We start from the raw sequence: 12,804 nt of genomic DNA, 5'->3' as shown, positions 1-12,804 counted from the left end.
CGCCATCACGGCTCTTACTAAGTGGAACGGCCATCCGGCCCACCACGAAAACGACGCGTCCTCACCGCGTCGCGGACGGGTGCTCCACATGGGGTTGCCGTGAGAGGGAAGACCACGGCGAAATCGGGGGCTGGGGATGAGATGTGACGCTGCGGCACGTGCTGGGGGACGTACAAGCCGCAGCGTCACATCTCATCCCAGGGGGAATCTGACCGCCCCCTGATGGCCGCACTGCCCGACCACCACAGACTGGAGCCCCGAGACCATGAAGGTCCACTTCACCGGCCGAACCCCTCATCTCGGCGAGCCCGACCCACGGCGTGACCGCTCCGCCGGCGTACCGCCCATACCGGCGCACATCCTGGACCGCCACCACGCCAGACAGCTGCGCCCCGGCGAGGCCGCCCTGGCCCCTGGCCAGTCCACGCCCGGCGGCACCATCTACCGCTACGACCGGCTCCTCCTGTCCGGCCGCCTCCTGAACAACGCCGAGCGCCTGGCCGAGCTCGACACCGCCCTCGCCGTCTACGGCATCCGCGTCCGCCGCCCGGACGCCGGCGTCCGCAGCAGGCGCGCGCGCCTGACCATCGGCGACCGCGCGACGCCCGCGACCCTGGACGCCTGGGACACCATGCAGAACCTTCGTGCCGCGATCCACAGTGGACGCTGCCACGACGAGCTGGCGAAGCGGGTGCGGCTGGAGCATCTGCTGGTGGGGTCGGCGTTCTCGGGGGTGGGGATGCTGGGGCAGAAAGAGGACTATTACCCCGGAACCGGTGGACCGTTCAATGGTCCGTCGGCGAACACGGCCTATCCGGGCCGTGTTCCCGTGAACCTCATCGTCCCGATGCCTTCGCGCCGTCCCGCTCACGCGTTGCCCGGAGGCCGCCGTCCGGTCGTCGCCGTCCTGGACACCGGTGTCTCCAAGCGACACCCGGCTTTCGAAGTGTCGGATTACCAGGAGCGGCTCGACACGTTCGTGACGGTCGACCACGAGCTTCAGGATGAACTCGCGGCCACCGCCGACCCAGAGACGCCAGTGCTGGCGAAGCCCTGGGATCAGGCGTACGTGAGCCACTCGCTGGTGCACGAGATCGCCAGTCACTTCGGCCACGGGACCTTCATCACCGGCATCATCCGGCAGATCGCCCCTGACGCGCAGGTTCGCTCCATTCGGGTCATGCATAACGACGGCATGGTCTACGAGAACGAGTTGATCGGAGCCCTCAACCACCTCGCCGACGAGGTGGAGCGGGCCCGCGATGGCGACGACTCCGCGCAGCCCGTGGACATCATCGTGCTCTCGATGGGGTACGTCGATGAAGAGCCCGGCGGCGTGCCGGAGGGCAGTCAGCTGAGCGCGATCAAACGGCTCACGAGCCTCGGGGTCACCGTCGTCGCGGCGGCGGGAAACTACGCCACCGACCGCCCGTTCTACCCGGCGGCATACTCGGCCACGTCGATGGAGAACGAGGCCGCTCCGATGATCAGCGTCGGCGCGCTCAACCCGAACGGCTCGGTGGCGATGTTCTCGAACGCCGGTCCCTGGCTGACCTGCTACGCCTCCGGCGCGTCGATCATCAGCACGTACCCCACGGGCCCCGATGGATCCGCCTCGCCACTGGTGCAGGTCGACGATGAGTACCTTCCCCGTGAGAGCCTGGATCCGGACGACTTCAAAGCCGGGTTCGCCATCTGGAGCGGCACGTCCTTCGCTGCGCCCGTGGTGGCCGCGAAGCTCGCGGCGGCGATGTACTCCGACGACGAGTCGCAGGAGTTTTCGGTCAACGACATCCGTGCCGCCGTGAACCGCTCGCGCTCGGCACTCAAGGCCATCGGCGGATAGTTTTCGATCATGACCTACGTATCGAGATCAGTGGACATGGACATGCAGCGGCGCGCTGAGGCGCTGCGGCGTGCCCAGGCGGGGGACCGCAAGGCCCTCGACGAGCTGATCGCGGACTTGAGCCCCCTGCTCTGGCGCGTTGTGCGCGGGCAGGGGGTCGACCGCGCGTCGGCTGAAGATGTGGTCCAGATGACCTGGCTGAAGTTCTGGAGCAGCCTGGGCGACATCAAGACGCCGGAAGCGGTGGTCGGCTGGCTGGCCACTGTGGCGAAGCGCGAGGCGAGCAAGCTTTGGCGGTCGGGCTCCAAAGAGGAGCCGGTGGAGCCCGACTGGGCCAAGGACATCGTCGAAGAGTCCGACATCGATGACGAGGTCCTGGACCGGGTCAACTCGGACGAACGGCGCCGCGTTCTGTGGGCTGCGGTGACCGAACTGGACGATCGTTGCCAGCAGCTCATCCAGGTGATCGCCTACGCCGATCGACCGGACTATGAACAGATCGCGCGCGCATTGGGTATGCCGCGAGGAAGCATCGGGCCGACCAGGGGGCGTTGCCTGGGGAAGCTGCGGAAACGACTGAGCGCCGATCCGGCGTGGACCGACCGAGTGGAGTTATCGTGAGCGCGCTTGACAGACCGGACCAGGAAGCCAACGGCCCGATCGACGATGTCGACGTCGCCACGTTGGGGGAGATCCGCGAGATGTACGACCTGGTGGATCCAATGCCACCGGGGCTGGTCACCCGAGTTCAGTTCGCCTTGGAGCTGGAGGAGGCCGAGTTCGAGCTCGCCCGCATCTGTGAGGAGAGCCGACTCGTCGGTGTTCGGAGCATCGCGGAGGAGACCCGGACCATCACCTTCGACTCGGCGGTCCTGACGGTGATGATCAGCCTGCGTCCGGTGACCGAGGACCGTGTCCGGGTCGACGGATGGCTCGCGCCCGCAGGGGAGCATCGGGTTGAGTTCAGGCTGCCCGATGAGAAGCGGCAGACGGTGTCCGATGCCCAAGGTAGGTTTGTGGTGGACGACGTACCGCGCGGTAGATTGCAGATCGTCGTGCGGCTGAGTCAGCAGGACCACCACAACGGTTCGGCGCCGGTGGTCGTCACTCCGGCTGTGGAGATCTGACCGCCCCGTTAGCGCATCGGGGCCATCCGGGTGCTCCTAGCGAGGTTGGTTTGTATGACAATGGCCCGATGCAGCCCCTTGACCCCGAACTAGAAGCCGAAGCATGGCGCCTTCAGCGTGAGGGGCTGGCCGCGACCAATGCGGGGCGTCCAGCCGAAGGCGGGCGACTGCTCCGTGAAGGACTCGCCCTCCTCGGCTGGTCTGAAGACTTCTCCCTCGCGCAGCCGGGCTCTGCGACCATCGCCGCGCGCTTGATGATCAGCCTCGCGTACACCGAGGCGGCGCTGGGTCGATCGGCAAGGGGGTTCGAGCTTCTGGATGCGGCGGAGGCCTGGGTCGCAGAGCGCGATCTCGGTATCCTTTTGCACCAGCGTGCGTTCATCTTGAGAATGTGCGGCCGAAAAAGTGAAGCGCTTGAGGAGTTCGCCGCAGCGGAGCCCTTGCTTCGTGAACACGGCCACATGTCGATTCTTGTGGGTCTTCATCTGAACCGTAGTGCCGTCTACAGCACTGATGGTCAGTTTGCACGAGCTCTCCAAGACCTGCGTTCTAGCCTGAGCTTGGCCAATGAGCAAGGCCTCAGGCTCGATGCGGCCAAGGCGCTCCATACCCGTGGCATCGTCGAGCGGCTTATCGGAGATGTTCCAGCTGCGCTCGCCTCGCTGGGTGAGGCCCGCTCGCTGTACGAAGAGCACGCACCGGGGATGGTCGGTATGGTGCTCGCTCAGAACGCAAGTGTCCTGCAAGACGTGGGCTTGGTCCATGAGGCGCGATCCCTCCTCGACCAAGCGATCACGGAGATGCGACGTTTCCAGCACAATCACACCCTCGCGCGGGCGGAGACGCATGGTTCGCAGCTTGCCATGGAGCTGGGTATGTTCTCCGAGGCGATCGCCGGTGCAGTGAGAGCCGAAGCGTGGGCCATTGAACAAGGCGATCTCGGGGTGGCTGGATGGGCAGAGCTCATTCGTCGGGAAGCGGAGTTCAGGACCGGCAAAGCCACCGAAGGGTTCGCGCGCAAGTGCATCGAGTTGGCTGATCGCCGTCGCGAATTCGGTGTCACCGCCGATTCGAACCTTGCCGTCCTCCTGGCTGTGCGGTCCCAGATCTCGCTCGGGAAGCTGGATGACGCGGCGGATGCCCTCACGGTCCAAGCTGCCGGGAGATCGTCGGCGAACCTCACCGTCCAGCTGGCACGACGTCAGGCGAACGCTGAGCTCGCCTGGGCACGTGGCGATCGAGCTGGATCCTTGGCTCACCTTCGCTCCGGCTTGGCGAAGCTGCAGGACTATCGCAGTCGGCTCGGAAGCGTCGAGTTCCAGGTGGGGACTTCCTTGCTGGGACGCGAGCTAGCTGAGATGGGCTTGCGCATAGCCATTGGCAGCCGGCGTCCGTCGACCGTTTTCTCGTGGTCAGAGCGAGTGCGCGCGCAGGCCTATCGATTGCCCTCGGTGACGCCACCCGATGATCCGGCGGTCGTCGACCAGCTTGCTCAGCTCAGAAAGCTCCGGAACTCGATCCGGGAGGCCGAGCTGAGCGGAGAGCCGACCACGGAGCTTCTGGCCAAATGCCGCCGCCTTGAGCGCGAACTTCGCGAGCGGTCGTGGCGTGCGGGTGGTCCAGGCGAGAGCGTCCCATCTACCAGGATCGCGGCCCTTCACGCTCGCCTGAGCGAGACGTCCTCAGCACTGATCAGCTTCCTTTCTCATCAAGATGATCTGCACGCGCTGGTACTCGCGGGTGGGAGGATCACCCACCTCAAGCTCGGCCCCATCTCCGCCATCGACGAAGGCGTCCGCCGGCTCTTCGCCGACCTCGACGGGCTGCAGGGCCGCCGTATGCCGCCGCGGATGGCCGATGCGATCCGCAACTCCATCCACCACCAGACCGAGCAGCTCTCCGCCGCGCTCCTCACCGAGGTCATGCCGCTTGTCGGGGACCGGGACCTCGTGATCGTCCCGACGCAACTCCTCTCCTCCCTCCCGTGGGGGCTTCTCCCTCCCCTTCGCGGGCGGCCGGTGACGGTGGCTCCTTCCGCCTCTGTGTGGATGGCCGCGGGTACTCGTGAGCACAAGAACGGCGGGAAGCCGCTGCTGGTCGCGGGTCCCGACCTCGCGCTGGCCGAGTCGGAGCTCGCCGAGATCGCGTTGCACTACCCGCAGGGGACGGTGCTGCGCGGGGAGCACGCCACCGCGGCGGCGACTTTGTCCGGCCTGGATGGGGCGCCGATCGCGCATTTGGCCGCGCATGGGCATCACGAGCCGGACAACGTGTTGTTCTCGCGGCTCGATTTCGCCGATGGGCCGTTGATGGCCTATGACATCGCGCGGCTGGCCGCGCCGCCTCGGCATGTCACGCTGTCGGCGTGTGATGTGGGGCGGTCGGTGGTGGCGGTGGGGGATGAGACGCTGGGGTTCACCGCGGCTCTTCTGTACGCGGGGACGTCCACTGTGGTCTCGTCGGTGGCTCGGGTGGCGCATGATGTGGCGGCGCAGGTGATGGTGGATTATCACGAGGCGATCGCCGCCGGGGTCGCTCCGGCGCGGGCGTTGGCGGAGGCGAACGCGCAGCATGAGCTGGCGCCGTTCGTGCTGTTCGGCGCGGGGTAGACCGGGGTTGCACTGGGCCGGAAGGATGGCCGGGTGACGAATCTCGACTCGCTGTTCAGTGCCGCCAGCCTGCTGAGCCTTCAGGGGGCCACGGCGGCGGCGTTGCTCGTTCCGAACGTGCTGGGGAACCTGCTGGGAGAGGTCTACGACCGGTGGCGGAAGTGGACGTCGCTGGGCATCGCGATGGTGCTGGCGTACCTGGCGGCGTTCCTGGCCACCGACGCCAACGCGATCAAGTGGGTGCTGGCCTTCTTCAACGGGTGCCTGATCTTCGCCTCGGCGATGGGGCTGAACCAGCTGCCGCGCAAGAACCGGCCAAATGGGCAGAGCGAGGCGGCGCCGACGCCGAAGCTGTTCAAGTCCTGGATCTGACGGGAACCCGGCGGGGGCCGGGTTCCCGTGCCGGTGCCGGGTCAGCAGACGCGGGTGTCGCCGGTGACGTAGCCGTTGGACGTGGTGATGCGGCGGTCGTAGCAGCCGGTGGTGCCGGTGCGCTTGAAGTGCTGCTCGGAGGTGCCCATCGCGTGGCGCTCGGGGCGGGGGACGCCGAGGTTGAAGCCCGCCGAGCCGGTGTACACATCGGACGTCGTGGTCGCGGTGATGCGGCCGCCGAGGGTGGACAGGTCGGAGGACTCGTCGCCGATGGTGATGGTCGTGGTGAGGCGGTTGTTCGCGTCGACGCCGATGGAACCGTCCATCGTGTACTTCTTCGCGCTCGTCTCCACCGACGGGAGGCCGCCGCCGACGCGGGTGACGACCGAGCGGTCGGTCCAGGATGCGGTCACGCCGTCGGGGTTCTCGTCGGCGCCCCAGCGGTGCGTGGAGGTGTTGGCCACGTCGCGGACGACGGTGGTGAACACGGTGCCGTGCGAGGTCTTGAGGCGGCCGGAGGTCACCAGGCGGTGCGCGCCGGTCGTGTCCACGCGGTGGCCGGTGCCGTCCACTGTGGGCACCGAGGAGCCGGTGATGTCCGGCGCGACCGAGGAGAGCAGATCGCCCTTGACGACGGTGGACCCGGCGTCCTGCCAGCTGCGGAAGGCCACCGGGGTGTCCCAGCCGGACGCGCCGGGCTGGACGCCGACCACGCGGACGGTGACCTGGTGGGCCCGGCCGTCGTTGAGGCGGCCCAGGAACGGCGTCAGGTCATAGCCGATCGGGCGGATGTCGAAGGCGCGCGGGGCGGGCAGCGTGTACCAGAGGAAGGGATTGGACCAGCCTCCGGTGTAGACGTGCGGGAACGGCGCGGCGATGCCCGCGAGGGTGCCGTCGACCAGGACCTGGACCTCGCGGTACGGGCCGGCCGGGTTCGGGCAGGAGTACTCGGGGACGGGCGCGGTGAAGTACCAGAACTCCTCGCAGCCGCCGCCGGAGCCGGTGGCGTACACGTCGGCGATGAGGCGCTCGGTGTTGCGCGGCAGCGTCAGGTCGCCGACGGTGGTGCCGTCCTGCTTGTGCTCATTGGCCAGCGGGGACACCGTCTCGGCGGTGTCGGCGGCCGGGTTCTTCCGGTCGGTGGTGTAGAAGGTCAGGTGGACCTGGATGTCGAGCACACCGGTGTAGGTGTCGTTGACGACGTTGCCGATGAGCATCCACACCGGCTGCGGCGAGCGCAGCAGCGCCGAGTACTGCGTCAGGTCGCTCTCCACCGTCCACTGGATACCGTCGGCGGAGGGTTCGGGGGTGGAGGTCTTGAAGACGGGGACGTTTCCGATGGTGAGCGCGCCCAGCCGGTCGTACTGGCGGCCGGCGACCGCGCCGTCCATGCGCAGGACGACCTTGCTCCAGTCCCCGGCGCACCCGGCGGGCGGGGTGTAGGTGCCCTCGTAGGGCGTGAAGTTCCGGAACTCGTAGTCCACGAGGGACACCTCGCAGGACCTGGTGTCCGGCTTGGCGATCGGCTCGACCGCGGTGCGCGGGTCGTCCCAGTCGGCGCCGAACTCCGGCGGAGCCGCCTGCGCGGGCGCGGCGAGCGCGGTGACGGCGAGGATCGCCGCCCCGGCGGCGAGCGCGGCGCGATGGATGGATCTCATGTGTTACCCGGCCTCCCTAGCGCGAGTGGTGAATCGCAGGGGAGTAAGCCAGATGGACCGGGCGGCGTCAAGCGGTCCCGCGTCACGGGACAGCGGGATCGCCGTTGGGGCAATAGCATGAGGTGCCGTCCCCGTACCCCGAATGCCGCGAGGTGAATGATGACCGCGAATCCGGAGGATTCAGTGGGAATCGGTCCGGAGGATTCAAGCGGAATCGGCCGGGAGGATTCAGTGGGAATCGGCCCGGAGGATTCCGGCGCATCGCGCGAATCGGCCGACGGACCCGCGCCGGTCGAGCCGTTCCCGTCCCTGGCCGCCACCGGCAGGCGCCGGACGTCACCGGCGGAACAGGCACCGCCTCCGCCTCCGCCACCGCCCACTGTGGAGCGTGTGAAGACGCCCGCGCCGGTGCGCCCGCCGCGGGTCCCGAAACCCACCCGGCCGCCCAAGCCGCCGCGCCCGCCGAAGGCGCGCAAGCCGCGCGAGGAGCGGCTGCCCGCCCGGCTCGCCGCGCGCGCCCGGTCGATTCCGTGGCGCCGGGTGCGCTTGACCGGTGTGCCCGTGCGGGTGCTGATCACGATGGTCGTGGTCGCCCTCGCGCTGTTCGCCATCGGCACCCTCCGCAAGAGCGTCGGCGACGGCGGCGAGGACGGCGGTGCCAAGCCGCAGGCGGTCGTGGAGGCCTCGCTGCTCGGCCGGCCCTCCGCCTCGCCCTCACCCTCACCGTCGGCGTCCCCCTCGTCCTCCCCTTCGGCTTCGCCCTCGCCGGACAAGCCCGGCTCGTCCCCCACCGAGACCAAGCCGGGCGGGGGTGACGACAAGCCGCCCGCCAAGGACGCCCCGCCGCCCGGCAGCGGCACCTATCGCATCAAGTCCGCCTCGAACGGCCTGTGCCTGGACGACCCCAGCCGCGGCGGCGACGACCCCCTCATCGCCACCGGCTGCGGCAGCACCCACACCACCACCGGCCTCACCGAGCTCAGTAGCGGCACCTACAACATCAGCCTCAGCAACCCCGACCAGGACAGCCCCGGCTGCGTGGAGGCCGACGCCCCCAGCAGCGGCATGCCGTACCGGGGCAGCGGCTGCGGCGGCAACGGGCAGACCTACCACCTGGTCAAGGTCTCCGACGGCGTGTGGCGCATCAAGTCCACCGACTCCGGCCTGTGCCTGACCTTCGGCGGCAGCGGCTCCGAGGCCTACTCCACCGACTGCGGCTCGGCCACCGGCTTCAGATTCGTCTAGGAATTCTTGCCGGTACCTGTCAAGGATCGCTGCGAGGATTCCGATCATGACCGACGAACGAAACCTGAACGGGAAGATCGCCCTGGTCGCGGGCGCCACGCGCGGAGCCGGACGCGCCATCGCCGTCGAACTCGGCCGCCTCGGCGCGACCGTGTACGTCACCGGCCGCACCACCCGCGCCCGGTCCTCCGAGGTCGGGCGCGCCGAGACGATCGAGGACACCGCCGACCTCGTCACCGCCGCCGGCGGCACCGGGATCGCCGTGCCCACCGACCACCTCGACCCCGCCCAGGTCCGCGCGCTCGCCGCACGCGTCGACGCCGATCACGGGCGGCTCGACGTCCTGGTGAACGACATCTGGGGCGGTGAGCACCTGCTGGACATCGCCGCGTTCGGCAAGCCGATGTGGGAGCAGGACCTCGACAAGGGCCTGCGGATGCTCCAGCTGTCGGTGAACACCCACCTGATCACCGGGCACGGGCTGCTGGAGCTGCTGACCCGCAACCCCGGCGGCCTCCACGTCGAGATCACCGACGGCACCGAGGCCGGGTCGAAGGAGTACCGCGAGCACTTCTTCTACGACCTGGCCAAGGTGATCCCGATCCGCGTGGCCTGGGCGCTGGGGCACGAGCTGGAGAAGTTCGGCGGCACCGCGATGTCCATGACGCCGGGGTTCCTGCGCTCGGAGCAGATGCTCGACGGCTTCGGCGTCACCGAGGAGACCTGGCATGACGCGATCCCGAAGCAGGAGCATTGGGGGATGTCGGAGACCCCGCACTACCTCGGCCGCTGCCTGGCCGCGGTGGCCGCCGACCCCGACCGGCACCGCTTCAACAAGCAGAGCCGCGCGAGCTGGGAACTGGCCCGCGAGTACGGCATCGACGACGTGGACGGCAGCCGCCCCCACTGGGACGACTACTTCGCCGACTTCAAGAAGACCGGCGTCTCGGACTACGACGCGCACCGCTAGCCCTCAGGAGTTGCGGTCGGCGATCTGGCGCCCCCGGGCGGCCAGCGCCGACCGCAGCTCCGGCGGCGCCAGGACCTCCACGTGCGGGCCGAAGGAGGTGATCTGGTCGAGCGCGATCCGCTCGCTCTCCAGGGTGACCTCCCCGGCGCGCCAGCCCTCGGCGTCCGGCTCGCCGAACCGCGCGCGCTCGGCGGTCAGGCGGCCCAGGACGTGCGGGAGCAGCTCCAGCGCGCGCGGCGACAGGCGCAGCGTCACCGGGTAGGCCTGGATCGTGGCGTCGAAGTCGGACTGGGCGGCCTCCCACCACTCGGCCAGGTCGAAACCCGGCGGACGCTCGAAGCGCGTCCCGGTGTCCACGGCCTCGGTCACCCGCGCGACCCGCGCGGAGACCACCCGGCCGCCGCCGGTGAGCATCGCCGCGTACCAGACGCCCGCCTTCAGGACCAGCCCCAGCGGCGCCCACCGGCGCGGCTCGCCACGGTAGACGACCTCGATCTCGTGCCGGTCCCACACCGCCGCGGCCACCGTGGCCAGGTGCGGCGTGGCGTCCGGCGCGGCGAACCAGCCCGGCGCGTCCAGGTGGAAGCGCTCGCGCAGGCGGCCCGCCCGGTCCCGAAGCTCCGGCGGGAGCGTGGCCAGCACCTTCGCCTGCGCGGCCACCGCGGCGGTGCGGATGCCCAGCTCGTCGAGCGCCGAGGGCACACCGCCGAGGAACAACGCGGCGGCCTCGTCGCCGGTGAGCCCGTCCAGGCGCGTCCGCCACCCGTCGAGGAGCCGGATGCCGCCGGTCGGGCCCGGCTCCGTCCACAGCGGGACGCCCGCCGCCTGGAGCGAGGCGACGTCCCGGTAGATCGTGCGGACTGAGACCTCCAGCTCGGCGGCGAGCTCGGCGGCGGTCGCGCCCCGCCGCGTCTGGAGGGTGAGCAGGAGAGCGACGAGACGACCGGCTTTCACGGGTGGAGAGTATCGGTTCATCCGCGTTCGCCGAGGGGGTGAACGGAGAGGGGATATCCCGTCGAGAGGGCTCCGGGAGGCGTGCTAATCTTCTACCCGTCCCGCCGCGAGGGGGGATGCGAAAGCGAGACGAAGCGGGTAGAACCGCAGAGTAGCGCGGGCGCCGCTAGCTCAATTGGCAGAGCAGCTGGCTCTTAACCAGCGGGTTCGGGGTTCGAGTCCCTGGCGGCGCACAGTAGGAGAAAGACCCCCGGGTGACCGGGGGTCTTTTTCGTGTGCCGGGGGTGTGGGGACGGGTGGGGACGTCGTCCCGCGAGCGCGCGCCGGGCGATGTGGCGCGGGCCCTGACACCCGCCCACGGGCCTGGCCGCGTCCGCGACACCGGTCGGGCGCGGGGCGGGGGTGACCGAAACCGGGCGATGGCGGGCACGGGCTCGCCGGCGGCCGAGGACGATTCACCTACCGCCGCACACCCGTCGGCCCGTGCCCCACATCACCTCCTCACTCGCCCCCGATCCCCATCGCCCGAGTCCCCCTCCGGCTTCCCCGCACGCCCACCTCCGGGTTCTCACCCGCGTGTCCCCCATCACGCACGCCAACCTGCCGCGCGACTGGCCTCGTCCCTGCATGATCGAGGGCGGGAATAGAGGAGGACCTCTCGAAGCCCCACGAAAAACGTCCACCAACCGGGGGAGAGAGCGCATGTGGCACTGGTCGCTGATCACGGGAACCGTCGTCAAATGGACGGTCGTCCTCGGCGTCCTCGCTCTGCTCTTCCTGCTCATCGACACCGGTAAGCGCTGGTGGACGCGCTGGGTGCCGGGCGCGCTGCTCGGCGGCATCGGATTCGCGCTGCTCGCCAAGTTCATCGTCGAGGACGTGTGGAAGCCGTTCCCCGACAAGATCGAACTGCACACCTGCGGTCTGATCGCGCTGCTCATCGCCGCCGTCGTGCTCGCCGTCGGCAAGATCCTGCGGCACCGGTGGTACATGAAGGCGCTGGTGGTGCTGGCCGTCGTCCTGGTGATCCCGTTCGTGGGCGTCCAGGTCAACCGCATCTACGGCTGGTACCCGTCGATGAGCGGGCTGCTCGGGCACCTGCCGGTGGAGAAGGTCGAGCTCGCCGACTACCCGGTGGACGTCGCCAAGGTCGAGCCGGGACCGGGCCAGTCGCTCATGGACGTGTGGCAGCCGCCGGCCGATCTCCCCAAGCACGGCGTGCTGGCCTCGATCGATCCGCCCGCCGACGCCTCGGGCTTTCGCGCACGAGACGGCTGGGTGTACCTGCCGCCCGCCTACCAGGTGACGCCGCGGCCGGTGCTGCCCGTCCTCGTGGTGGTCTCGGGGCAGCCGGGCAGCCCGCGCGACTGGATCGACTCCGCGCAGATCGTGGAGATGATGGACGCCTACGCGGCCGCCCACGAGGGGCTGGCGCCGGTGGTGGTCATGCCCGATCAACTGGGTTCATTGTGGAACAACACGATGTGCGTCGACTCGCCGCTGGGGAACGCGTTCACCTACCTGTCGGTGGACGTCCCGGCGTTCGTGCGCGCCAACCTCACCGTCTCCGGCGACCCCAAGGAGTGGGCGATGGGCGGGCTGTCGCAGGGCGGGACATGCTCGCTGCAGATGGCGGTGAACGCGCCGGGCGTCTACGGGCGCTTCATCGACCTGTCGGGGGAGAAGGAACCCTCGCTGGGCACGCGCCAGAAGACCCTCGACGAGGCCTTCGGCGGCAGCGCCGACGCCTACAAGCGCGTCAACCCGGTCGACGTGATGGCCCAGAAGCGGTTCCCGGACACCGCCGGGCGCTTCACCATCGGCGAGCGCGACAAGATGCTCGGCGATCTCAAGGGCGTCTACGAGGCGGCCGCGGCGGCGGGCATGGAGGTCGAGTTCAACACCGTCCCCGGCGGCCATGACATGAACGCGTGGCGGGACGGGATGCGCGACTCGCTGCCGTGGATCGGCGACCACCTGGGCATCACCCGGCCGCGATCCTGATACCGCCGGACGCCACCGT

Annotated in this window: 10 protein-coding genes and 1 tRNA gene; 9 read left to right on the top strand and 2 right to left on the bottom strand. The window is 69.4% G+C overall.

Going from position 1 to position 12,804, the window contains the following annotated elements; translation table 11 throughout:
- Positions 1 to 265: 265 nt before the first annotated feature.
- From QSK10_RS04465 to QSK10_RS04445, 5 genes are all read left to right on the top strand, one after another.
- Positions 266 to 1,846, top strand: a complete 1,581-nt coding sequence (locus tag QSK10_RS04465; RefSeq protein ID WP_285661289.1) for a S8 family peptidase — start codon at positions 266 to 268, stop codon at positions 1,844 to 1,846.
- A 9-nt stretch (positions 1,847 to 1,855) separates the two neighbouring features.
- Positions 1,856 to 2,467, top strand: a complete 612-nt coding sequence (locus QSK10_RS04460; protein ID WP_285661288.1) for an RNA polymerase sigma factor — start codon at positions 1,856 to 1,858, stop codon at positions 2,465 to 2,467.
- Positions 2,464 to 2,973, top strand: coding sequence for a hypothetical protein (locus QSK10_RS04455; RefSeq protein ID WP_285661287.1), 510 nt, complete (start codon positions 2,464 to 2,466; stop codon positions 2,971 to 2,973). Before QSK10_RS04460 ends, QSK10_RS04455 begins: the two co-directional genes overlap by 4 nt.
- A 68-nt stretch (positions 2,974 to 3,041) precedes the next feature.
- On the top strand, positions 3,042 to 5,582 hold the full coding sequence (locus tag QSK10_RS04450) for a CHAT domain-containing protein (RefSeq protein WP_285661286.1): 2,541 nt from the start codon (positions 3,042 to 3,044) through the stop codon (positions 5,580 to 5,582).
- A 33-nt stretch (positions 5,583 to 5,615) separates the two neighbouring features.
- Positions 5,616 to 5,954: a hypothetical protein gene (locus QSK10_RS04445; protein ID WP_285661285.1), complete on the top strand. Its 339-nt coding sequence runs from the start codon at positions 5,616 to 5,618 to the stop codon at positions 5,952 to 5,954.
- Positions 5,955 to 5,995: 41 nt separating this feature from the next.
- On the opposite strand, the gene QSK10_RS04440 is transcribed toward QSK10_RS04445, so the two are convergent.
- A complete protein-coding gene (locus QSK10_RS04440; protein WP_285661284.1) occupies positions 5,996 to 7,612 on the bottom strand; it encodes a peptide-N4-asparagine amidase in 1,617 nt (538 codons plus the stop codon).
- A gap of 390 nt (positions 7,613 to 8,002) precedes the next feature.
- On the opposite strand from QSK10_RS04440, the gene QSK10_RS04435 reads away from it, so the two are divergent.
- Entirely contained in the window at positions 8,003 to 8,857 is an 855-nt protein-coding gene (locus QSK10_RS04435; protein ID WP_285661283.1) for an RICIN domain-containing protein, read from the top strand.
- 46 nt (positions 8,858 to 8,903) lie between these two features.
- Entirely contained in the window at positions 8,904 to 9,827 is a 924-nt protein-coding gene (locus QSK10_RS04430) for an SDR family oxidoreductase (protein WP_285661282.1), read from the top strand.
- A 3-nt stretch (positions 9,828 to 9,830) separates the two neighbouring features.
- On the opposite strand, the gene QSK10_RS04425 is transcribed toward QSK10_RS04430, so the two are convergent.
- On the bottom strand, positions 9,831 to 10,781 hold the full coding sequence (locus tag QSK10_RS04425) for a helix-turn-helix transcriptional regulator (protein ID WP_285661281.1): 951 nt from the start codon (positions 10,779 to 10,781) through the stop codon (positions 9,831 to 9,833).
- A gap of 160 nt (positions 10,782 to 10,941) precedes the next feature.
- Here QSK10_RS04425 and QSK10_RS04420 point away from each other — a divergent pair.
- Together QSK10_RS04420 and QSK10_RS04415 are read left to right on the top strand one after the other, a co-directional pair.
- Positions 10,942 to 11,014, top strand: a tRNA-Lys gene (locus QSK10_RS04420).
- Positions 11,015 to 11,483: 469 nt separating this feature from the next.
- A complete protein-coding gene (locus tag QSK10_RS04415; RefSeq protein WP_285661280.1) occupies positions 11,484 to 12,785 on the top strand; it encodes an alpha/beta hydrolase in 1,302 nt (433 codons plus the stop codon).
- Positions 12,786 to 12,804 lie beyond the last annotated feature (19 nt).

The sequence above is a fragment of the Actinorhabdospora filicis genome (assembly GCF_030269765.1).
In the GTDB taxonomy this organism is placed as follows: Bacteria; Actinomycetota; Actinomycetes; order Mycobacteriales; family Micromonosporaceae; genus Actinorhabdospora; species Actinorhabdospora filicis.
Note: the sequence above shows the minus strand (reverse complement) of the source record. Positions and strands in the feature narration are given on the sequence as shown.